The organism is Bacillus sp. 275 (assembly GCF_001999205.1).
GTDB lineage: Bacteria > Bacillota > Bacilli > Bacillales > Bacillaceae > Bacillus > Bacillus velezensis.
Genome location: NZ_CP019626.1, coordinates 3,608,590 through 3,631,418 on the forward strand (window position 1 = coordinate 3,608,590; position 22,829 = coordinate 3,631,418).

Below are 22,829 nucleotides of genomic sequence, written 5' to 3' on the forward strand. Positions count from 1 at the left end.
TTTTTATCTTGAATAAAGACAAAGGAGATCACACGTATGAATTTGGATTTCTCAGCAACAATCCCCCAAATTCCTTTTATATTGGAAGGCCTTGCGGTCACATTGAAAATTGTGCTCGTTTCGGCGGTCATCGGTCTTGTATTAGGCATCGTGCTCAGCTTATTTAAAATCAGCACGATCAGTCCGCTGAAATGGATTGCGGATTTTTATACTTCGATATTCCGCGGCACGCCGCTCGTGCTGCAGCTGATGATCATTTATTTCGGTATGCCGCAGCTTCTGGGCTTTCAGATCGATCAATTTTGGGCGGCGGTCACCGCATTATCGCTCAATTCAGCCGCTTACGTCTCTGAAATTATCAGAGCGGGAATCAACGCAATTGACAAAGGACAAAAAGAGGCTGCCGTCGCTCTCGGCGTGCCGTACGGAAAAATGATGAAAGATCTGCTGCTGCCGCAGGCGTTTAAAAACATTTCTCCGGCTATTATTAACGAATTAATCACCTTAACGAAAGAATCGGCGATCGTCACAGTCATCGGTCTTGGCGACATTATGAGACGGGCCTACCAGTCCGGCGCCGCAACATACAACTATTTAGAACCTCTTATTGTGGCGGGCTTAATCTATTACGTGCTCGTTTTGATCTTAGCATTCATCGGAAAAGGCGTAGAAAGGAAGCTGAAAGCCAATGATTAAGGTCGACAACCTGTCAAAATCATTCGGGAAACATGAAGTACTGAAAAACATTTCAACACAGATCGAAGAAGGGGAAGTCGTCGCTGTCATCGGCCCTTCCGGTTCCGGCAAATCAACGTTTCTGCGCTGCTTAAATCTGCTGGAAACCCCGAGCGGCGGAACGATTGCCATTAAAGAAAATAAAATTACCGCAGCTAAAACGAATAAACTGAAAGTGCGGGAAAATATCGGCATGGTATTTCAGCATTTTCATTTGTTTCCTCATAAAACGGTGCTTGAAAATATCACATACGCGCCGGTCAGCGTGAAGAAAGAGTCTAAAAACGAGGCGGAGGAAAAGGCGTGCGCCCTCCTTGAAAAAGTCGGACTGCTTGACAAACGGAACGACTATCCGAACCGTTTGTCAGGCGGACAGAAGCAGCGGGTCGCCATCGCGCGGGCGCTTGCCATGAATCCTGACATCATGCTGTTTGATGAACCGACCTCGGCTCTTGACCCGGAAATGGTCAAAGAAGTTCTTGAGGTGATGAAAGAGCTTGCGCAGACGGGCATGACGATGGTGATCGTAACGCACGAAATGGGATTTGCCAAAGAAGTCGCAGACCGCGTATTATTCATGGATGAAGGGACGATCGTGGAAGACGGGCAGCCGGAAGAATTTTTTCTTTCTCCGAAGTCAAAAAGAGCACAGGACTTTTTAGAAAAAATATTATAAAATATAACTGTAAGAAAAGAAGAAGAATGCTCTTCTTCTTTTTTTTGAGAAAGAAACAAACAGAATGGAGCAAGCAATGTTTAAAATCGGTTACCGCACACTAAAGACCGCACTTGGAACGGCGCTGGCCATTTATTTAGCCCAGCTGTTGCATCTGCAAAACTTCGCATCCGCAGGAATCATCACCATATTGTGCATCCAGATTACGCAAAAGCGGTCGCTTCAGGCCTCGTGGGCCCGATTTGCCGCCTGTTTATTGGCGATCGTCTTCTCATATGTCTTTTTCGGGCTGATCGGCTATTATCCGTTTGCGATCGGAATATTGCTGGTGCTGTTCATTCCGACTACAGTCGTTTTAAAAATAAACGAAGGGATCGTCACCAGCTCAGTAATCATTCTTCATTTATATATGTCCGGCGGCATTACGATGGCGTTTATCTGGAATGAGTTCCAGCTGATCACCGTAGGTATCGGCGTCGCGCTGTTAATGAATCTGTATATGCCGAGCCTCGACAGAAAACTCGCGGCGTACCGGAAAAAAATCGAGGACAACTTTTCCGTCATCTTCGCCGAAATCGAACGGTATTTGTTAACTGGTGAGCAAGATTGGTCGGGGAAGGAAATACCGGAGACGCATCAGATGATTCAAGAGGCGAAAAACCTCGCCTATCGGGACGTTCAGAATCATATTTTGCGCCATGAAAATCTTTACTATCATTATTTTAAGATGAGACAGAAACAATTTGAAATCATTGAACGGCTGCTGCCGAAGATTACCTCTATTTCAATAACGGTGGAGCAGGGCAAAATAATCGCCCATTTCATCCATGAATTAAGAGAAGCCATTCACCCCGGCAATACCGCTCATAAATTTTTAAAAAGACTTGCAGAAATGAGAACGGAATTTGAAGAAATGCCGCTCCCGGCAACGCGCGAGGAGTTTGAAGCGCGGGCGGCTTTGTTCCATCTCCTCGGTGAGATGGAACAATATCTCGTGATTAAAAGTTATTTCAAAGGCATCAAGCTGTAAAAAACATATGGATCAATCGCATGAGTCCTCCTTTCATTGGTCATTCTAATGAAAAAAGGAGGGGAGCCCATGCGATTTTTTTTATTGTCAGCCGCCCTGATGCTGTCTCCGCTTTGGCCGCTTGGCGCGAACCCTTTGCCGGGTGACCCTTATATTATCGTCAATAAAGCCACAAATGCGCTTGCTGTTGTGAAGGATAACCGAATAGAAGGCATTTATCAGGTGGCGACGGGAAAAACGGATGATTTGACGCCTGAAGGAGAATTTACGGTAACGGTCAAAGCCGTCAATCCGTATTACCGGAAGAAAAATGTAGAGGGAGGCGCGCCGGAAAACCCGCTCGGCGTCCGCTGGATCGGTTTTGACGCGAAAGGCACCGACGGCAGGATATACGGCATTCACGGAACAAACAGAGAAGAGCTGATCGGGGGGTTTGTTTCAAACGGCTGCATCCGTATGAAAAACCGGGATGTCATCCGTATTTTCCGGATTATCCCTCCCGGAACGAAAGTGTTGATTACAAAAGAAAACCGCTCATTCGAGGACATTGCAATAGAGCGGAAAGCCCTCATAAAAAAGCAGGAAACCCCCTTGCAATGAGGCGCCTGCTTTTTTAACGCAAATACATCATAATGCCTGAGAGGAGGGTTGAAAGTATAAATACGCCCAAAATGACGATAACGGCGCTTTTCATAAATTTTTGAGACATTGTTTCACTCCTTAAGATTACTGTCTATCATTTTAACGTGTTTTGCTTGTATGAACAAGCCATATCCTATGGCGGAAAGCAGGTGGCCGCGCTATGAAAAAACTTGATCATGTCGGCATTGCCGTCAGCTCTATTGAAGCTGCGAGAGGATTTTACGAACGGATGCTCGGGCTTACGTATATGGGAGACGAGCTGGTAAGCGGCCAAAATGTGAGAGTTGCTTTTTTAGAGGCGGGAGGCACAAAGCTTGAGCTGATTGAGCCGCTGTCGGACGCGTCTCCCGTCAGCTCTTTTTTACAGAAAAGAGGCGAAGGGCTGCATCATTTGGCATTCCGCTGCGCCGATATGAAGGAAACGATCAAGGAGCTTGAAGCATGCCGCATGACTTTAATCCATCATGAACCGCAATACGGAGCGGGCGGGAAGAAGATCGCATTTCTCTCTCCAAAAGAGGCGAATGGGGTCCTGATTGAGCTTTGTGAAACAATTGAAAAAGGAGAAACTGAAGATGAGCATGAGTGATCATATCAGACACTTAAATGAAAGACGTTCCTTTTTAACAAACGGCGGCGGAGCGGAAAAAAATGAAAAACAGCACAAAAAAGGCAAGCTGACAGCAAGAGAAAGAATTGACTATTTATTGGACGAAAACAGTTTTTCAGAGCTGCAGCCGTTTGCCAAAAGCCGCATGCCCGGGTCCCGAAATGCTCCGGGAGACGGCGTTGTTACCGGATACGGCACAATTGACGGACGGCCCGTGTATTTGTTTGCCCATGACTTTACCGTACTCGGCGGGACGCTCGGCGAGACACATGCGGAAAAAATCGCGGCGGTAATGGATCTGGCGGCGAAAAATAAAACTCCGATCATCGGGCTGAACGACTCAGGTGGTGCGAGAATTCAAGAGGGTGTGGTATCATTAAATGGATACGGTCATATCTTTAGGCGCAACGTCCTTTACTCGGGAGTGATTCCGCAAATTTCTGTCATCCTTGGGCCGTGTGCCGGCGGTGCTGTTTATTCACCCGCATTGACGGATTTTGTGATTATGGCGGAGCATACGTCGCACATGTTTATTACAGGCCCGAAAGTCATTGAACAGGTGACGGGTGAACAGATTGACGCGGAAAGTTTAGGCGGTGCGGGAATACATAATGTGATAAGCGGAAATGCCCACTATTCCGCACGAACGGAAAAAGAGGCTCTTTCCGCTGTGAAAACCCTGCTTTCTTATCTCCCGCACGGCGGACAGACGGCATCACCCGTTAAAAAGGAAGACGCCAGACCGTTATTAAACACCCTCGTTCCCGCGGACAGTTCGAAACCTTACGATGTGTTACAGGTAATAAAAGAGCTGGCGGATGACGGAACGTTTTTTGACATTCAGCCGTATTTTGCCAAAAACATTGCTGTCGGTTTTCTGAAACTCGGACGGCGTACAGTCGGTGTTGTCGCAAACCAGCCGAAACACTTGGCGGGGAGCCTCACGATTGATGCCGCTGACAAAGCGTCGAGATTCATCCGTTTTTGCGACGCGTTTCATATTCCGCTATTGACGATCGCTGATGTTCCTGGATTTCTTCCGGGCCTTCAGCAGGAACATGCGGGAATCATCCGTCACGGAGCAAAATTGCTGTATGCTTTTGCCGAAGCGACGGTGCCGAAAGTGACGCTCATCATCAGAAAAGCTTACGGAGGCGCCTATGTCGCCATGAATTCGAAAGGGCTCGGGGCAGATCTTGTATTCGCCTGGCCCAATGCGGAAATCGCCGTGATGGGAGCGGAAGGCGCGGCGTCGATTTTATACAGCAGAGACATACAGGCTTCTGACGACCCGGAGAAAACGAAGCGCGAAAAAAAAGCCATATACGAAAAGGAAAACGCCGGTCCGTATAAAGCGGCGGCCTGCGGAATGGTGGATGATATCATCCGGCCGGAAGACTCGAGGAAAAAATTGATTCAGGCATTTGACATGCTTGCGCATAAGGAAGAGGAAAGACCGAAAAAAAAGCACGGTAATATACCGCTTTAAACGGAGGGAACTGAAAATGGTCAACGAAAAACGTCTGCTTGAAGAATTTCTTGAACTCGTTCAAATTGATTCAGAGACAAAACATGAAGCGGAAATCAGCAAGGTGCTCAAACAAAAATTCACTGATTTAGGATTGAGCGTAAAAGAAGATGATACAAAAGAAGTGACGGGGCATGGAGCCGGCAACTTAATCTGTACGTTAAAGGGCACAAAAGATGCGGATACGATTTATTTCACATCGCATATGGACACGGTTGTCCCGGGCAAAGGCGTTAAGCCGATTGTGGAAGACGGCTATGTAAAATCTGACGGCACGACGATTCTCGGCGCTGATGATAAGACGGGTCTTGCCGCAATGTTTGAAGCCATTAAAGTGCTGAAAGAACAAAACATCGAGCACGGCACCATTGAATTCATTATCACGGCCGGAGAAGAATCGGGACTAGTCGGGGCAAAAGCAATGGATCGTTCAGACATTACCGCGAAATACGGTTTTGCGCTTGATTCAGACGGAAAAGTCGGCAACATTATTGTAGCCGCGCCGACACAAGCGAAAGTGAGAGCAACCATTTTCGGGAAAACGGCTCATGCGGGAGTAGAACCGGAAAAAGGCATCTCCGCGATTACAATCGCATCAAAAGCAATCTCTAAAATGCCGCTCGGCCGTATTGATAAAGAAACAACGGCTAATATCGGACGTTTCGAAGGCGGCACGCAAACCAATATCGTCTGCGACCAGGTTGATATTCTGGCTGAAGCGCGTTCATTAGTGCCTGAAAAAATGGAAGCGCAAGTGCAGAAAATGAAAGAAGCATTCGAATCTGCTGCAGCTGAGATGGGAGGCCGCGCGGAAGTGGACATCGCGGTCATGTATCCGGGTTTCAAATATCAGGACGGCGATCAGGTTGTGGAAGTCGCGAAAAAAGCGGCGGCAAAAATCGGCCGGCCGAGCGAACTTCAGACAAGCGGCGGCGGAAGTGACGCAAACGTCATTGCCGGCCACGGCATTCCGACAGTCAACCTGTCAGTAGGCTATGAACAAATCCATACGAAAAATGAGAAAATGCCGATTGAAGAGCTCGTCAAAACGGCGGAAATGGTCGTTGCCATTATCGAAACAGCGGCCAACTAAAAACGAAGCACCCAGTTGATTGGGTGCTTTTTTCATTCTTCATGATAATTGGTTTAAAGCCTTGCAGATACAAGAAAAAACCCACCGGATAGGTTCCGGCAGGGTTTCAGTATTATGATTTGGCGGGCTCCGCCTGAGCCGCAGCTTGTTTCTTTTTATGATGCGTCTGCTGTAAAAGTACATTCTGCACTGTCAAAAACAGTCCGCTTGTAAACCAGTAAAGCGGCAGCGCAGCCGGTACGTTAAGTGAAAAAACGGTCATCATGACAGGGAAAATAAAGACCATGATTTTTGCTGACTGCATTGCGGCCGGATTTTGAGCAGCCGGTGAATATTTCTCGTTTAATTTTTGGGAAATATAAGCCTGTAAGAAATACATGGCCCCCGCGCACAGTGATACAAGAATATCAGAATGCCCTAAGCTGAACCACAGAAATGAGTGTGAAGCGATTTCCGGCGTTGAGCGGATGGCGTAATAAAAACCGATCAAAATCGGGAATTGCACCAGCATCGGAAGACATCCCATTGCCATCGGATTCAGATTGTGCTCACGGTAAAGCTTCATCATTTCCATTTGCAGTTCTTTTTGTTTTTCCGCATCTTTCGTTTGTTTCATTTTAGCCTGAATGCTGTCGACCTGCGGTTTGATCACAGCCATTTTTTCCTGGAACACCCGCTGTTTCTTAAATTGGTTCACAAACAAAGGCAATACAACGATCCGGACGATAATCGTCACCAGAATAATCGACAGTCCGTACTCACCGTGGAACAGTCCCGCCACACCTTTTAAAAGTGCCGAAAACGGCTCGATCAGGTAATCGTGGAAAAACCCGATATTCCCGAGGCCTCCCGTCTGAGTCTGAGATGTCGCCGCAAAAGCCGAGCGGCCTGTGCACAGTACGATAAAAAACAATCCGAATGCGATCCATTTTTGATATGTTTTAGACAATTATGTCTCCTCCTTTTTATCTTCACTTGCCGTTATAAAAGGAGGAAGCTGACATCTTCATCATCATTCGCCGGTGAATTCATGCGGATGACTTTACGTATCCAAGTTGTAATGCGATGATATATAATAATAAGAAAGTCTGTTCGGTTCAGCTGAACGACTGCTTGATGTTCATCTATTCGTTTCGTTCTCCAATGCTCGCCTGCGCGGCGCTCACGCAAAAGAAAAGCGATGCCGATCGCGGTCAGAGCGGGAAGAATAATTGTGAAAAAATCGACTAAAAATAAAAAGTCATTCATTGACTCAAGAATCATTTTATCACATCCATTCAGCTCTTATTTTACTACATATATATAAGGTTGTCTATGAAAGGAAAGGAGGCGCCGGGAGTGGCCGGAAAAGGGAGAATTATATTTCATATCGATATGAACAGTTTTTATGCCTCCGTAGAAATGGCGTATGATCCGTCTTTAAGAGGAAAACCTATCGCCGTTGCCGGAAACGTGAAGGAACGGAAAGGAATCATCGTCACCTGCAGCTATGAAGCGAGAGCGCGGGGCGTAAAGACCACCATGCCGGTCTGGCGGGCAAAACGCCTCTGTCCGGAACTCATCGTCGTGCCTCCGAATTTTGACCGCTATCGGAGTTCGTCAAAAGAAATGTTCAGCATTCTGAGGGAGTATACGGATTTAGTCGAGCCTGTTTCTATTGATGAAGGATACATGGATATTACGGACACACCGCACAGCCACAGGGCGTATGAGACAGCCGAAGACATTCAGGCGAGACTGCAAAAAGAGCTTTTGCTTCCGTCAAGCATCGGCATCGCCCCGAATAAATTTCTCGCTAAAATGGCTTCTGACATGAAAAAACCGCTCGGCATCACCATTTTAAGAAAAAGAGAGCTGCCGGACGTATTATGGCCTCTTCCGATTGAAGAGATGCACGGTATAGGAACGAAAACTGCGGAAAAAATAAAAACGCTCGGCATCAAAACGATCGGTGATTTGGCAAAAGGAGATGAACATGCGCTGAAAACGCTTCTCGGCATAAACGGCCCGAGGCTGAAGGATAAAGCGAACGGCATCCATCCTGCAGAAGTCAATCCCGAGCGGATATATGAATTTAAAAGCGTCGGCAACTCATCCACCCTGTCGCATGATTCGGCTGACTGGGATGAATTAACGGGCGTGTTTGACCGGCTCGCGCTGTCTGTGAGCGAACGGCTCCAGCGTAAGGAGGTCATGGCCTGCCGGCTGTTCATCATGATTCGGTATGCGGATTGGAAAACGGTCACAAGAAGCATGACCCTCAGCAATCCGGCTGATCAGAAAAAAGACATTATGGAAGCGGCGATGGAACTGTTTGACAAGCACTGGAACCAAAATCCGGTAAGGCTTCTCGGCATCACCGGAACGGAACTGGTTGAAAAACAGCAGGCATATAAACAGCTTGATCTGTTTTCATTCAAGGAGGACGCAAAGGATGAGCCGATTTTTCAGATGATGAACGAGCTGAATGAAAAGTACGGCCAAAACCTGATCAGAAAAGGCGCCGTTATAAAAAAAGAAGAAAGCAAAACAAGGGGAACGAGCTTTAACAGAGACTTTTTTCAGGATGAAAAGAAAAGGTGAATAACTTGAAAAAAGGGGTTATGTATGATAATTTCTTTAGTATAAATATCATTTTATTTTAATTTAAATTTTAAAATGGTTAAACGTTTGAAGAAGGGACGTTAGAATATGTCAAAACAACAAATCGGAGTTATCGGTCTTGCGGTAATGGGTAAAAATCTGGCTCTTAACATCGAAAGCCGGGGATTTTCTGTGTCTGTATACAACAGATCAAGCAGCAAAACGGAAGAGTTTTTAGAAGAGGCAAAAGGCAAAAATGTTGTCGGTACATACAGCATTGAGGAGTTTGTCCAGTCTCTTGAAACACCCCGTAAAATTTTATTAATGGTTAAAGCGGGAACTGCAACGGATGCGACGATTCAATCTCTTCTTCCTCATCTGGAAAAAGACGATATTTTGATTGACGGCGGAAATACATACTATAAAGATACACAGCGCCGGAACAAAGAGCTTGCCGAAAGCGGCATTCACTTTATCGGAACGGGTGTATCAGGCGGTGAAGAGGGAGCGCTGAAAGGGCCTTCTATTATGCCGGGCGGCCAAAAGGAAGCGCACGAACTCGTAAAACCGATTTTAGAAGCCATTTCTGCTAAAGTGGACGGAGAAGCTTGTACGACATACATCGGCCCGGACGGAGCGGGGCACTATGTAAAAATGGTGCACAACGGTATCGAATACGGTGACATGCAGCTGATCTCTGAGTCATATTTCATTTTGAAACAGGTGCTCGGATTGTCTGCCGAAGAGCTTCACGAAGTATTCGCTGAGTGGAACAAAGGAGAGCTTGACAGCTATCTGATCGAAATCACGGCTGACATTTTCACTAAAAAAGATGAAGAAACGGGCAAACCGCTAGTTGACGTGATCCTTGATAAAGCAGGCCAAAAAGGAACGGGTAAATGGACAAGCCAAAGCGCTCTTGACTTAGGCGTGCCGCTTCCGATTATCACTGAATCTGTTTTTGCGCGTTTCATTTCCGCAATGAAAGAAGAGCGTGTGAAAGCAAGCAGCCTTCTGTCCGGACCAGACGTTAAGCCGGTCACTGAAAATAAAGAAGAGCTGATTGAAGCGGTCAGAAAAGCGCTCTTCATGAGTAAAATCTGTTCTTACGCACAAGGCTTCGCCCAAATGAAAGCCGCGTCTGAAGAATATAACTGGGATCTGAAATACGGTGAAATCGCGATGATCTTCCGCGGCGGCTGTATCATCCGCGCGGCGTTCCTGCAAAAGATCAAAGACGCATATGACCGTGAACCGGAGCTTGACAACCTGCTGTTAGACAGCTACTTCAAAAACATTGCAGAAAGCTACCAAGGCGCCCTTCGCCAAGTGATTTCACTTGCCGTAGCCCAAGGCGTACCGGTACCTTCGTTCTCAAGCGCACTTGCGTATTACGACAGCTACCGTACGGCAGTGCTTCCTGCAAACTTGATTCAAGCGCAGCGTGATTACTTCGGCGCGCATACGTATGAACGCACAGATAAAGAAGGCATTTTCCATACTGAATGGATGAAGTAATGAAGAAGCCCCCGCAGTTATTGCGGGGGCTTTTCTGATATTAAAAACCGCGGGCCGTCATGAACGGCGCCGCGGTTTTTAATGTTTTCTTATATATTCCACCAGTGGAGACCGTCTTTTTCAAGAAGATCGTCCGAAGCTTTCGGTCCCATTGACCCGGCTTCATAATTCGGAGAAAGGGTTTTGTCGGCTGCCCACGTTTCGGAAATCGCATCGACGAAATTCCAGGAAAGCGCCACTTCGTCCCAATGGGCAAAGTTTGTCGCATCACCGAGCAGACAGTCATGGATTAATTTTTCATAGGCTTCCGGTGTGTTCATTTCGTCACTGCAGTTGCTGCAGTAATCCAGCTTAATCGGCTGAGCATGAGCGGCTCCGCCTAATTTTTTAGCGTTCAGATATAGTGTGATGCCTTCATCCGGCTGAATATGGATGACAAGCAGGTTCGGATTTACATTCGTTTCATTGCCGTAATAAAGGTTCATCGGAATGTCTTTAAATTGAACGACGATTTTCGTTGATTTTTCTTTCATCCGTTTCCCTGTGCGGATATAAAACGGAACGCCGGCCCAGCGGAAGTTATCGATTAACAGCTTTCCGGACACGAATGTTTCCGTATTTGAATCCGGTGCTACATTATGCTCATCTGTATAGCTTGGTACAGAGTTTCCGTCAATCGTTCCCGCTTGGTATTGTCCGCGGACGAAGTAGTCGCTCACTTCGTTTGGGGCGACAGGGCGGAGAGCTCTCAGCACCTTCACTTTTTCGCTGCGGATTTCTTCCGTGTTCAGTTTAATCGGCGGTTCCATCGCCAAGAGAGCGACCATTTGTAAAATATGGTTTTGAACCATATCACGGAGTGCGCCTGATTTCTCATAATATCTTGCACGATCCTCAACGCCGAGATCCTCACTTGACGTAATCTGGATGTTTGAGATGTAGCGGTTATTCCACAGCGGCTCAAACAGCGCATTCGCAAACCGGATGACTTCGATATTTTGAACCATTTGTTTGCCTAAGTAATGGTCGATCCGGTAAATTTGATCTTCCGTGAAAGCTTCGCGTATTTCTTTGTTAAGCTCTTTCGCACTCGGCAGGTCATGGCCGAACGGTTTTTCAATGACGAGACGGGACCAGCCATTTGTCGCTGTGACACCTTCGTTTTTAAGTGATTTTGCGATAGTGCCGAAAAACTCAGGAGCCATCGCCAAGTAAAACATTCTGTTGTTCGGAATTTCATATGTATGTTCAAGCTGATCAAGCAGGACATTCAGCTCCTGATAGGAACCCGGATTCGTTACATCAAACGGATGGTAATAAAAATGAGATGTGAAATCGTCTATGTCTTTTTGCCCGGCAGAAGAAACAGACGTTTTAACGGTTTCCCGGAGGTCCTCGTTTGACCAAGGTCTTCTTCCAACACCTACAACTGCAAACTCTTCACCAATTTGACCATTTTTATATAAACGGTGAATTGATGGGTAAAGTTTTCGTTTTGCCAAATCCCCTGTGGCACCAAATATTACAATTACTGCTTTTGGTTTGTCGTTTGTTTTCACTTAGAGTACCTCACTTTATCTGAAGCATGGTTTAAAACCCCGCATATTTCCTTCATTTTAAATCTAAAATTCGTTGAAAGCAAACATTTCAGCCTGTTTTTTGCGGTTTGCGGAAAAAAATTAATCAGGCCGGAGAAGGCCCGGGTGAATTCACATTTTCAGCCTGATCCTGTATCCTTAGTAGTACAAAGATCTAGGAGGAAGCATTGTGGAATTATTATTTTTAGGGACGGGGGCCGGCATGCCGGCAAAGACGAGAAACGTAACGTCCGTCGCGCTGAAGCTTCTTGAAGAAAGGCGTTCCGTATGGCTGTTTGATTGCGGAGAAGCCACTCAGCATCAGATATTACATACAACAATCAAACCGAGGAAAATTGAGAAGATTTTCATCACCCACCTTCACGGCGACCATGTTTACGGGCTTCCGGGTCTGTTGGGGAGCCGTTCATTTCAGGGCGGTGAAGAAGAGCTGACGATTTACGGGCCAAAAGGCATTAAAGCCTTTATCGAAACAAGCCTGAACGTGACGGCGACTCATCTGACGTATCCTCTTACCGTACATGAAATCGAAGAGGGGACGGTTTTTGAAGATGAGCAATTCATTGTTACCGCAGTATCCGTCATTCACGGCGTGGAAGCGTTCGGCTACCGGGTTCAGGAAAAGGATATTCCCGGCGCATTGCAGGCCGGCAGATTGAAAGAAATGAATATCCCGCCCGGACCCGTCTATCAGAAAATCAAAAACGGCGAAACGGTCACACTTGACGATGGCAGAATCATTAACGGGCGGGATTTTCTGGAACCCCCGAAAAAAGGAAGAATCGTCGCTTTTTCCGGGGATACGAGGGTATCAGAGCGGGTAACGGAGCTGGCGCGCAATGCGGATGTGCTTGTTCATGAAGCAACATTTGCAAAGGAAGATGCAAAGCTCGCACATAATTATTATCATGCGACGACAGAACAGGCTGCGCAAACGGCAAAAAAAGCAGGCGCCAAACAGCTGATCTTAACTCATATCAGCGCAAGGTATCAGGGTGAATCGCCGATAGAGCGTCTCGAACATGAGGCGAAAGCGGTATTTGAAAACAGTAAGATCGCATTTGACTTCATGGAGGTCACTGTGGAGCGGTCTTAAAAAATGGACGCTTGACATTTTTTTCTGATGAGATATAATAAAACGTAATAATTACGATTTAAAGGGGTGGAAATGATGCGTGTGAATGTTACATTGGCCTGTACAGAGACAGGGGACAGAAATTATATTACGACGAAGAACAAACGGACGAATCCGGACCGGTTAGAAATGAAAAAGTATTCACCCCGGTTGAAAAAGTATACGTTGCATCGTGAGACAAAATAGATCACGATAACAAAAGCCATTGTGCCGTTGCACAATGGCTTTTGTTTTATCAGTTTACCGCCTGATAGGCAGGAGCATTCATTTGCTGGCGCACCGCGCACCAAACATCATAAATGGCAAGGTGGACGATGTGCGGTTCATCGTGGTGAATGGCATGAGAACTGTTTTTGGCCTGAATCCATCCGCTTTGATAAGAGACATCAAGCATGCTTCTGTGCAGTTTCACCCATTGTTCATGAGCGTGCTTTAAACGCTCATCCCGCTCTCCCGATGATAAAATCAACAGCGGCATATCGCCGAAATGAATCTGCTGGTGCTTGATCTGACGAAGGCTCGTCAAAAATTCCGCGTGTGATCCTTCCAATATGAACTGTTTCAAATAGGCGGCTTTCATTTCTTCGGGAAGAAGCGGAAGCACTTTCGTCTCCTGATCCTCAGAAACCGGATCAAGCATCACCATCCCGAGAATATCCCGGCGGTTCCGGCTCGCCCAAAGTCTGCTGATAATCGCGCCGTATGAATGCGAGACGACAAGATAAGGAGGCTTGACGCCGGCCTTCAGAAGAAGAGCGTTTAATTCCTGTACCATGTGGTCCGCCGTTCTCTTGTTTCGGCTTTGTCCGCTTTTGCCGATTCCGGCTCTGTCATATGTGAAAACCCCAAATTCTTCATCTATGTCAGCGAGTAATGATGTCCATGTTTCAGAAGAAGTGCCGTAGCCGGCTTCAAAGACGATCGTCACTTCGCCGGCGCCTTTACGGTGTTTCGTATAAAACGGACACCCGTCAATCAGATATGTCCTTTCCATCCATGCTGCTTTCATTGGAGTCATCCCCTCTAATTGGTTCTATAGGGAAGACGGAGAAGCTTCGGCAATCGTTTCTCAAAAAATAAAAAAAGAGACAGCCGGATCGAAAAACTCCGGCTGTCACTTCATCACCATGCTCTGTCGTATTGAACCGGTGACGGTATTTCAGTATTCAGCTGCTTCGCTGCACTCCTTGCAAAGTGCGGATCGCGCAGAAGTTCTCTTGCGACAAAAATAAGGTCAGCGCGGTTGTTTTGCAGAATTTCTTCCGCCATTGTTCCCGTCGTTATCAAACCGACGGCGCCTGTTGCGATTTCGGCCTGTTCACGGATTTTCTCTGCGAAGCTCACTTGGTAGCCTGGGAAGACATTAATATCAGCTTGAACGAGTGCGCCTGAGCTGCAATCAATGAGGTCGACTCCCTGTTCTTTCATCCACTTCGCAAAACCGATATGATCCGCAATGTCCAGCCCTTTGTCTGTATAATCCGATGCAGAAATACGGACAAATAACGGGCCGTCCCAGACTTCCTTGACAGCTTCAATGGTCTCGCCTAAGAAGCGGTAGCGATTTTCATGTGAGCCTCCGTATTCGTCTGTACGGTGATTGGACAGAGGGGACAAAAATTCGTGCATTAAGTAGCCGTGTGCCGCATGAAGTTCAATAATATCAAAGCCGGCTTCTTTCGCGCGCGCCGCTGCCTGTTTGAATTCCTGAATGGTTTCTTTAATTTGTTCTGTCGTCATTTCAGCCGGTGTTTTGGACTGCTCATCGAACGGAATGGCTGACGGAGCGTAAATGTCTCCCTCAAGCTCAGCTTTACGTCCGGCGTGCGCAAGCTGAATGCCGATTTTAGATCCTTGCGCTTTCACTTGTTCCGTCAGTTTGGCAAAACCTTCGATATGATCATCGCTCCAAATGCCCAAATCCTGATCGGAAATGCGCCCCTGCGGATTAACGGCTGTCGCTTCCACGATAATCAGGCCGACCTGTCCGATTGCACGCGATATGTAGTGCGCCATATGAAAAGGCTGCAGTTTTCCGTCCTTCTCATGTGAGGAATACATGCACATCGGTGCCATAACGATACGGTTTTTGATCGTTACATCTTTAACGGTCCATGGTGTGAATAATTTTTTGGCCATTTATTTCGCCTCCCGGAATGTTTTTAGACATTGATTATAACAACTCATGATCATTCAGTCATATAAACTGCTCACAACTGAACACATCGTTCTTATTGTTCTGGACGGGCATTTTTTTATACACAGCGTGGCCGTATCTTCATAACAGGCATTTACAGCCGATCATATAGCAAATATAGATGAGAAACGCACCGATGACTGCGTGGCCTCCTTTGAACCAGTTTGTCAGGATGAAAATACAGCTGATGAAGATCACCGCGCCGAAGGCACCGAATATTCCGTTTTTTTGAGCGGCTCTGAAATCGTCGGGGCTCATATTTTTCAGCTGTAAGTGAATATTCAGTAACGTCATGGGCGCAGCCTGTATTAAAGTGGCTTTCTTATGTGCCGGTCTGCATTCTTACAGCAAACGCTTTTGATCAATTGGCCGGGTTTGATCGTGCTTATCCCGACCATCGTGATCGCCTTGAAAACAAAAAGTTTGACCGTGACGGTGGTGAGCGGGGTTATTTCGGTGTCGGGCTTTCGTCTGTTTATATAATAAAAGCATCAACGGCACATGCTGTTGATGCTTTTATTGAAATGCTAGGGTTTGGAGAGCACTTCAATTCCGACGTTGACCATTTTGTCCAGTCCCATAAAAGACAGGCAGATTTTGGCGCGTCTTTTTCTTTTATCGATCTTTTTAATAATGCCTTCCATTCCTTTAAGAGGCCCTGAGGCAACGGTTACTTTTGAATTTTCAATATAGACTTTTGAATAATCTACAGTGTCTCCTTCTCCGATCAGCCTGATGATAGGGAGGATTTCTTCATCCTTAATTGTCGTGAAATAGGTTTTACGCTCTTTGGAATAATATGCGCCGTTATTCACGATTCTGCATGAAATGGGGAGTTCTTTGATTTTATGAAATGTCCGCTCTGTCATCTTCGTTTTAAACAGCACATATCCCGGAAACATCTTTTTGAGTGCCTCGTATTTGATTCCGGCTTTTCGTTCTGTGACTTTTTTCTTGGGTATGATTGAGTAGAGTGCCTGCTCATCAAACTGCAGACGCAGAAATTTTTGAACTGTTTCTTCTTTTCCGGACTCTACAAAAAGTGCGTACCATTTCATGACTGGGTCCTCCTTAGAATAATAAGAAATTATTATACAAAGAAAGTATTTAATGGATAGTATTTAAAATGATTAAAAATTTTTCTAATTCGTCTTTTTTTTACATAATATACGAAAATGAAAAATAAGTATAGACCCAATTGACAGGGAAGCGATGAAATTTTCTTTGACATGAAAAGGGTTCAGGGAATTATCTGACATTTATCCCGAAACAATTATGCCGACTGTCCACCGAATATAAAACTGTGGAATAAATGTCAGAAAATAACGAAATAAAGCCTTGACATTATTATCTATAAATTGATATTATTCTCTTTAAATAGCAACTATTTGTTAAATTTATTAAATTGATGTAAAGCACCTATTAAATTTCAATCGCTGTTTCGGCACGTTGAAGAGGAAATAGGGATTATAAAAATGATTGTAGTGTATATATCTACATATACATGATAAGGGAGAAGTGTGCCGTCATGGCTGTTTTCGGGCATATTGGCACTGCAGCTTGTCATGCGAAACATTCGGTAAACAAGCAAGATGTCTTGATATAAATTATGTTAGAAAAGGAAAACACAATGCGTTTGCGATTTTTAAACCTGTGCTGAATCGCAAACGCGTTTGTGTTTTTATTTTTATGCCGGTGTTTACACCAGTCAATATATGAATATAAGAGACGTTTTTGTATGGAGAACCACATGTGATGTACAAAATTGGCGATGCGGAAAGGATGAGGATAAGATGCTTACGTTTGTGTTCCCGGGGCAGGGTTCTCAATTTAAAGGAATGGGAGCCGGACTGTTTGATGAATTTCAAGATCTGACACGTCAGGCTGATGACATATTAGGCTACTCTATAGAAGAATTGTGTCTGGAGGATCCGAATCACCAGCTGGGGAAAACGCAATTTACCCAGCCGGCGTTATATACGGTGAGTGCACTCAGTTATTTAAAGAAAATGAAAGAGTCCGGCAGAGAGCCTGATTACGCCGCAGGGCACAGTTTAGGAGAATATAATGCGTTATTTGCGGCCGGCTGCTTTGATTTTGAGACCGGTTTGCAGCTTGTGAAAAAAAGAGGGGAGCTCATGAGCAAGGCAGCTCCCGGAGGCATGGCGGCGGTTTTGGGGTTTACCGCTGAACAAGTAAAAGAGGTTCTATCCGATTATCATCTGACCGGCATTGATATCGCTAACCACAATTCACCTTCGCAAATTGTGATCGCCGGAACGAAACAAGACATTGAAAAAGCGGGCCCCGTTTTTGAAAAAGCCGGCGTGAGAATGTACCTTCCTTTAAATGTGAGCGGCGCCTTCCATTCCCGCTATATGAAAGATGCTGAAAAAGAGTTCGCGGATTATTTAGAAGAAACGGCGTTTTTGCCTCTTCGTTTTCCGGTGATCTCAAATCTTCATGCCGCACCTTATAAGAATGATGAAATCAAAACAAATCTGACTTTGCAAATGACCAATCAGGTAAAGTGGACGGACACGATACGCCGTCTGATGGGACTTGAAAATAATGAAATTGCAGAAGTCGGGCCCGGGGAAGTGCTGACAAAACTGACGCGTCAGATTAAAAAAGATGCCGTCCCATTACCTATGCCGAAAGAAGAGTCTGATACTGCTGATGTTAAAGTATCGGCAGCTGATCCGCAAAAAACGGCGGGAATGAGATTAGGGAACGAAGATTTTAAAAAAGATTATAACGTCCAATATGCTTACATGACGGGCTCCATGTACAGGGGAATTGCTTCGGAACAGATGGTCATTAAAGCGGCAAAAGCGGGAATGCTGGGCTTTTTCGGAACGGGCGGATTGAGTATCGAACGGATCGGACAGGCCATCGGAACCATCCGGTCTGCACTGCGGCAAGGGGAAACATTCGGAATGAATCTTCTTCATCATATGATGTCACCTGACAAGGAAGTCAGAATGATAGATTTATATTTGAAAAACGGCATTCATCTTATTGAAGCATCGGCATTTATGGGCATAACCCCCGCTCTTGTTATATACAGGGCAAGGGGACTAAGCAGGAATCATGACGGGTCGGTGTCAGTTCAAAACAAAATCATCGCGAAAGTATCCCGGCCTGAAGTCGCTGAGGCCTTTCTGAATCCGGCTCCGGCTCATGTGCTGGAAAGACTTGTGTCTGACAATCGGCTGACAGCCGGGGAAGCGGCGCTTGCAAAAGAAATTCCGATGGCTGATGACATTTGCGTTGAAGCGGATTCAGGAGGGCATACCGACCAAGGGATTCCGTATACATTAATGCCTGCCATGATCAGACTCAGAGACCGCATGATGGAGAAGCACGGTTATGCGAAAAAAGTAAGAATCGGCGCAGCGGGCGGCATCGGCACTCCGGAAGCGGCTGCTGCCGCGTTTCTGCTCGGCGCCGAATTTATCGGAACCGGTTCTATTAATCAATGCACGGTCGAAGCCGGGACAAGTGATTCAGTGAAAGATCTGCTTCAGGAAGCGAACGTGCAGGATACGTCATACGCTCCTGCGGGAGATATGTTTGAAGCGGGAGCAAGGGTGCAGGTGCTGAAAAAAGGCCTGTTTTTCCCGGCAAGAGCCAATAAACTCTTTGACTTGTACAGACAATACAATTCTTTAGATGAAATAGATGAAAAAACGAAAACATTAATTGAAGAAAAGTATTTCCAGCGCAGTTTTGAAGAGGTGTATGAGCAGTTGAAACGTGATAAATCTCCTGAGCAGATCGCCAAAGCCGAACAGAATCCGAAACACAAAATGGCGATGGTATTTAAATGGTATTTTTCTCATACGACAAGGCTCGCTCTGGAAGGAAAAAGCGAAAGTAAAATAGATTACCAAATTCATTGCGGCCCTGCGCTCGGCGCGTTTAATCAATGGGTGAAAGGAACCCCGCTTGAAAATTGGAGAAACAGGCATGTCGATCTGATCGGCAAACAGATCATGGAAGAAACAGCCGGCCTTCTTGCGCAAAGGCTGGTATCGATTACAGGCTGAGTATGACCAGCCATTACATTTTTTCTGCGGAGGACAGACCATGCTGATTGAAAATCAGGAATTAACGATGAGCCATGTGGGGTTAGGGAATTTGAATGAGTACGCGCTGCTGCTGTTATTCGGCAACGCACACAGTCACCATTTAACGGACGGAACGGGATTCCGGCCTGATCAGATGGCCGATCACCAAGGGCTGATTTTGTATCCGGCTTATTTTATGACACATCTTAAAGTTCCTTCGGATCAGCCTCTTGATCAGTACCGATTATGGGACGAGGTTTCCGTCGGAGTCGATATCTCCCGGTTTGGAGAAACCATATTAGAATCTGAGTATTTGTTCGGGCCGAAAGGAGCGGTCAGCTCTGATAAAAGCGAGTGGGACCGGGGACGGTTTCCTTCTATGAAAGCCAATAGTTTAATTGTCGTCGACGTCACACAAACAGAAGGTTCGACGCGCAAAGTCTCAGCGCCTAAGGCTGAATGCATTGCGGAACTTTCTAAGCTAGCCAAGCCGCCTTACGCCCTGATGCGGTCAAAGAAAATCAGAACGGACGCCTTCGGTATGAAGCCGGGCAATCTCAAAACAGCAGACCCCGTTTCATATCGGGTTCCTGTTGATCAGGATGCTGCGCCCGGGCATGCCATGGTGTTTGCGAAATTCAGCAAGATAATGGATGCGGCGGAATTTGAATGGATGACGCGCCGGTCGAAGCCGGGTTTTCCGGTTTCAATCGCGCGGCATTTATTTTTGCTTGAAAGAGAGACGTATTATTACGGAAATTGTTTTGCGGATGAAGAGCTTGATATTTATATGACGGGACACATTGAAGAATGCGATCCCGACTTTCACGGTGAGTCCCTCGGTATGATCTCAGTGGCGAAAATCAGCTATCAGATTGAAGTCTATATGAAAAGAAATCATACATTGCTGGCCATTTCCAAGGTGGACAAGCTGCTGGCGGTGCCGACCTCTTCACAAGATCATATTCCGGATTATAAGCGGGTCATCAGAAGTTTATAAAATGAAGAATGGAGCTGAAAGCAAATGGAACAAACCAAGGAAATGAAGCAGATCATCGCTCAAATCATTCAGGATATTCAAGAACAGCAGTCATATCGGGCCGTCGAAGCGGGAGATGATGTGAGAGTCATAGAGGATCTGGGCTTCTCATCACTGGATATCGCTCAATTAGTCGCACAGATGGAGATGGAAACCGGAGTAGATCCTTTTTCCCAAGGAGAAACAATTTCAAGCATTACAACCGTCGGCAGCATTTGTGATATTTATCAAAAATATATGGACAGTGCTCAATCATGAAAACAGAAAGCGGGGGAGATATCAGCTGGGTGACTGATAAGCTTAGGGAAACGCAAGACAGTGAGTTTCTCATTTTTAAAGGGCAGACTTTTACGTATGATGATTTGCTGGCACGAATTAGCTTTTTTCAGAAAGAACTTGAACAAAACGGAATACGTGAAGGAGAATGTGTGGCGCTTATCGGGGATTATTCCCCGAACGCTATTTTTTTGCTGATGGCGCTTTTGTTAAACCGAAATATCGTTGTCCCTCTCAGCAATGAATCAAGGGAAAAGCATCTCGATATGTTTGAAGACGCGAAAGTGAATCAAATCATTGAAATAAATGAAAATGACAGCTGGACGCTTCGTGAAGGTTCTGAAAGCGCCTCCCACCCTCTGCTTGATGACCTGCGCGAGAGAGGGGAGTCAGGCATTATTATTTTCACATCGGGAACCTCCGGCAAAAGCAAAGCATCCGTGTTAAGCGCCGGCCGGCTGCTTGAAAAATATAAAACGGCGAAGAGAAAACCGCTGCGTACGCTCATTTTTCTGAAATTGGATCATATCGGCGGCATTAATACGCTGTTTGCGATTCTGTTTAACGGGGGGACCATCGTCACATCAGACAGCAGAACGCCGGAGTCCGTTTATCAGGCGGTCGACAAGCATGCTGTCCAAGTGCTCCCCGCAACCCCGACCTTTTTAAACATGCTGCTGATGTCCAAGGCGGATGCCGGCTATAACCTCTCTTCACTCCGGCTGATCACTTACGGCACAGAACCGATGCCCCAATCAACGCTGCGCGGCATTCACCGGCTGTTTCCGGATGTACGGCTGAAACAAACATACGGATTAACTGAACTGGGTATATTCTCAACGAAATCAAAAGACAGCCAATCCACTTGGATGAAAGTGGGCGGTGCCGGAACAGAGACCAAAATTACCGGAGGCACGCTTTGGGTCCGTTCTGAGTCGGCGATGCTCGGCTATTTAAACGCACCGTCACCTTTCGATGAAGACGGCTGGTATGACACCGGTGACCAGGTGGAAACAGACGGCGAATATATAAGAATCCTTGGAAGAAAGAGTGAAATCATTAATGTGGGCGGAGAGAAAGTGTTTCCGGCAGAGGTGGAAAGCGTCTTTCTGGAGATACCGAATGTCCGGGATGTTCTCATAACGGGAAGAAAAAATCCGATTACGGGCGAGATTGTCGCAGCAGAGGCCGTGCTTGAAAAAGAGGAAGATATCAAATCTTTCAGAAAGCGGGCCGTAGCTCATTGCAAACAAAAGCTGCAGCCATATCAGATACCGCAGATCATCTCTGTTACAGATCGGAAACTGTCTAATGACCGATTTAAAAAAATAAGAAACGTGTAAAACAGGAGGCAAATATGAATAACGGAAAAGTAGCGGTCGTCAGCGGAGGAAGCCGGGGGCTCGGAAAAGCGATTGTACAGACGCTTTTGGATGAGGATTACAAAGTAGCCGCTTTCAGCCGCAGTGAATCTGATTTTATTAACACATTGAGAGAGAGTGAAAAGTACCGCGGCCGCTTTTATTGGGAAGCGGCGGATGCGGCGGATGATGCCGCCATGAAACAGTTTGTTCTTCAAGTATACCGCAAGTTTTCCAGAATAGACGGCTTGGTCAATAACGCCGGTTTGAACCTTGATCAGCTGCTGCCCCTGACCAATGATGAAGACATTGACCGCATCCTCAACCTGAATATCGGTTCAGTCATCAAGCTGACCCGAAACGTTTCCCGTGTCATGCTGAAACAAAATTCCGGATCAATCGTTAACATAAGCTCCATTATCGGCTCAAGAGGATTTAAAGGCACTTCAGTTTACAGCGCATCCAAAGCGGCTCTTGACGGCTTAACGCGAAGCCTGGCCAGGGAGCTCGGGTCTAAAGGAATCCGTGTCAATTCACTTGCGCCCGGTTTTGTGGACACCGATATGACGAAAAATATGCCGGAAAAACAAAAATCGCAGATTATCAGAAGGACGCCGATGGGACGTTTAGGCGAAACAGACGATATGACCGGACTCGTTCGTTTCCTGCTTTCTCCTGAATCGTCCTTTATGACCGGACAGACAATGGCAATAGACGGCGGATTAACTTGTTAAA

At 46.2% G+C, this 22,829-nt stretch carries 23 protein-coding genes and 2 pseudogenes; 17 read left to right on the plus strand and 8 right to left on the minus strand.

Features of this window, described 5'->3' with window-relative positions:
- Positions 1-36 precede the first annotated feature (36 nt).
- From BZ167_RS17890 to BZ167_RS17905, 4 genes are all read left to right on the plus strand, one after another.
- Positions 37-696: an arginine ABC transporter permease ArtQ gene (locus BZ167_RS17890; protein WP_003153227.1), complete on the plus strand. Its 660-nt coding sequence runs from the start codon at positions 37-39 to the stop codon at positions 694-696.
- Positions 689-1,411 (plus strand): arginine ABC transporter ATP-binding protein ArtM, encoded by a 723-nt coding sequence (locus BZ167_RS17895; RefSeq protein ID WP_077392164.1) that lies wholly within the window; start codon positions 689-691, stop codon positions 1,409-1,411. Before BZ167_RS17890 ends, BZ167_RS17895 begins: the two co-directional genes overlap by 8 nt.
- A 76-nt stretch (positions 1,412-1,487) precedes the next feature.
- Positions 1,488-2,441, plus strand: coding sequence for an aromatic acid exporter family protein (locus BZ167_RS17900; protein ID WP_007408388.1), 954 nt, complete (start codon positions 1,488-1,490; stop codon positions 2,439-2,441).
- A gap of 69 nt (positions 2,442-2,510) precedes the next feature.
- Entirely contained in the window at positions 2,511-3,041 is a 531-nt protein-coding gene (locus BZ167_RS17905; protein WP_061860699.1) for a L,D-transpeptidase, read from the plus strand.
- A 13-nt stretch (positions 3,042-3,054) separates the two neighbouring features.
- Here the strand turns inward: BZ167_RS17905 and prli42 are convergent, their stop codons facing one another.
- Positions 3,055-3,150, minus strand: a complete 96-nt coding sequence (gene prli42 / locus BZ167_RS20200; RefSeq protein ID WP_007408390.1) for a stressosome-associated protein Prli42 — start codon at positions 3,148-3,150, stop codon at positions 3,055-3,057.
- Positions 3,151-3,243: 93 nt separating this feature from the next.
- On the opposite strand from prli42, the gene mce reads away from it, so the two are divergent.
- The 3 genes from mce to BZ167_RS17920 are packed head-to-tail and all read left to right on the plus strand — an operon-like array spanning position 3,244 to position 6,314.
- A complete protein-coding gene (mce, locus tag BZ167_RS17910; protein ID WP_039254550.1) occupies positions 3,244-3,672 on the plus strand; it encodes a methylmalonyl-CoA epimerase in 429 nt (142 codons plus the stop codon).
- Positions 3,659-5,182: an acyl-CoA carboxylase subunit beta gene (locus tag BZ167_RS17915; protein ID WP_061860698.1), complete on the plus strand. Its 1,524-nt coding sequence runs from the start codon at positions 3,659-3,661 to the stop codon at positions 5,180-5,182. The genes mce and BZ167_RS17915 overlap by 14 nt, the downstream gene beginning before the upstream one ends.
- Before the next feature lie 16 nt (positions 5,183-5,198).
- The gene (locus BZ167_RS17920; RefSeq protein ID WP_003153237.1) at positions 5,199-6,314 is read left to right on the plus strand and encodes a tripeptidase T; all 1,116 of its coding nucleotides are present in this window, start codon (positions 5,199-5,201) and stop codon (positions 6,312-6,314) included.
- A gap of 112 nt (positions 6,315-6,426) precedes the next feature.
- Here the strand turns inward: BZ167_RS17920 and BZ167_RS17925 are convergent, their stop codons facing one another.
- Positions 6,427-7,263, minus strand: coding sequence for a membrane protein insertase YidC (locus BZ167_RS17925; RefSeq protein ID WP_007408393.1), 837 nt, complete (start codon positions 7,261-7,263; stop codon positions 6,427-6,429).
- A 32-nt stretch (positions 7,264-7,295) separates the two neighbouring features.
- Complete coding sequence (locus tag BZ167_RS17930) at positions 7,296-7,577, minus strand: hypothetical protein (protein WP_003153239.1); 282 nt, start codon at positions 7,575-7,577, stop codon at positions 7,296-7,298.
- A gap of 75 nt (positions 7,578-7,652) precedes the next feature.
- Here BZ167_RS17930 and BZ167_RS17935 point away from each other — a divergent pair, with 75 nt between their 5' ends.
- Together BZ167_RS17935 and gndA are read left to right on the plus strand one after the other, a co-directional pair.
- On the plus strand, positions 7,653-8,897 hold the full coding sequence (locus BZ167_RS17935) for a DNA polymerase IV (protein WP_012117936.1): 1,245 nt from the start codon (positions 7,653-7,655) through the stop codon (positions 8,895-8,897).
- 108 nt (positions 8,898-9,005) lie between these two features.
- On the plus strand, positions 9,006-10,415 hold the full coding sequence (gene gndA / locus BZ167_RS17940) for an NADP-dependent phosphogluconate dehydrogenase (protein WP_007408395.1): 1,410 nt from the start codon (positions 9,006-9,008) through the stop codon (positions 10,413-10,415).
- Positions 10,416-10,504: 89 nt separating this feature from the next.
- On the opposite strand, the gene zwf is transcribed toward gndA, so the two are convergent.
- Positions 10,505-11,974, minus strand: a complete 1,470-nt coding sequence (zwf, locus tag BZ167_RS17945; protein WP_003153243.1) for a glucose-6-phosphate dehydrogenase — start codon at positions 11,972-11,974, stop codon at positions 10,505-10,507.
- 208 nt (positions 11,975-12,182) lie between these two features.
- On the opposite strand from zwf, the gene rnz reads away from it, so the two are divergent.
- Both rnz and rpmG read left to right on the plus strand, forming a co-directional pair.
- The gene (gene rnz / locus BZ167_RS17950) at positions 12,183-13,109 is read left to right on the plus strand and encodes a ribonuclease Z (RefSeq protein WP_060674583.1); all 927 of its coding nucleotides are present in this window, start codon (positions 12,183-12,185) and stop codon (positions 13,107-13,109) included.
- Between the two features lie 75 nt (positions 13,110-13,184).
- Positions 13,185-13,334, plus strand: coding sequence for a 50S ribosomal protein L33 (gene rpmG, locus BZ167_RS17955; protein ID WP_003153246.1), 150 nt, complete (start codon positions 13,185-13,187; stop codon positions 13,332-13,334).
- A gap of 49 nt (positions 13,335-13,383) precedes the next feature.
- Here rpmG and BZ167_RS17960 read toward each other — a convergent pair whose 3' ends face one another.
- From BZ167_RS17960 to BZ167_RS17970, 3 genes and pseudogenes are all read right to left on the minus strand, one after another.
- On the minus strand, positions 13,384-14,157 hold the full coding sequence (locus tag BZ167_RS17960; protein ID WP_012117933.1) for an alpha/beta fold hydrolase: 774 nt from the start codon (positions 14,155-14,157) through the stop codon (positions 13,384-13,386).
- Between the two features lie 113 nt (positions 14,158-14,270).
- Positions 14,271-15,287, minus strand: coding sequence for an NADPH dehydrogenase NamA (gene namA / locus BZ167_RS17965; RefSeq protein WP_020956055.1), 1,017 nt, complete (start codon positions 15,285-15,287; stop codon positions 14,271-14,273).
- A 139-nt stretch (positions 15,288-15,426) separates the two neighbouring features.
- Positions 15,427-15,639 (minus strand): annotated as a pseudogene (locus BZ167_RS17970) (hypothetical protein); the annotation flags it as partial.
- A 5-nt stretch (positions 15,640-15,644) separates the two neighbouring features.
- Here BZ167_RS17970 and BZ167_RS20205 point away from each other — a divergent pair.
- Positions 15,645-15,828, plus strand: a pseudogene (locus BZ167_RS20205) (AzlD domain-containing protein); the annotation flags it as partial.
- A 44-nt stretch (positions 15,829-15,872) separates the two neighbouring features.
- Here BZ167_RS20205 and loaP read toward each other — a convergent pair.
- Positions 15,873-16,403: an antiterminator LoaP gene (loaP, locus tag BZ167_RS17975; protein WP_007408401.1), complete on the minus strand. Its 531-nt coding sequence runs from the start codon at positions 16,401-16,403 to the stop codon at positions 15,873-15,875.
- A 735-nt stretch (positions 16,404-17,138) separates the two neighbouring features.
- Here loaP and fabD point away from each other — a divergent pair.
- From fabD to BZ167_RS18005, 5 genes are read left to right on the plus strand one after another with little or no spacing between them, the layout of a single operon-like run.
- A complete protein-coding gene (gene fabD, locus BZ167_RS17985; RefSeq protein ID WP_061860697.1) occupies positions 17,139-19,397 on the plus strand; it encodes an ACP S-malonyltransferase in 2,259 nt (752 codons plus the stop codon).
- A 40-nt stretch (positions 19,398-19,437) separates the two neighbouring features.
- Entirely contained in the window at positions 19,438-20,418 is a 981-nt protein-coding gene (locus BZ167_RS17990) for an LnmK family bifunctional acyltransferase/decarboxylase (protein WP_061860696.1), read from the plus strand.
- 24 nt (positions 20,419-20,442) lie between these two features.
- Complete coding sequence (locus BZ167_RS17995) at positions 20,443-20,715, plus strand: acyl carrier protein (protein ID WP_003153264.1); 273 nt, start codon at positions 20,443-20,445, stop codon at positions 20,713-20,715.
- Positions 20,712-22,076, plus strand: a complete 1,365-nt coding sequence (locus BZ167_RS18000) for a long-chain fatty acid--CoA ligase (RefSeq protein ID WP_015417775.1) — start codon at positions 20,712-20,714, stop codon at positions 22,074-22,076. The genes BZ167_RS17995 and BZ167_RS18000 overlap by 4 nt, the downstream gene beginning before the upstream one ends.
- Before the next feature lie 14 nt (positions 22,077-22,090).
- Positions 22,091-22,828 carry an SDR family oxidoreductase gene (locus BZ167_RS18005; protein ID WP_007408405.1) on the plus strand — a complete coding sequence of 246 codons (738 nt, stop codon included), beginning with the start codon at positions 22,091-22,093 and terminating at the stop codon, positions 22,826-22,828.
- Position 22,829: the final 1 nt, after the last annotated feature.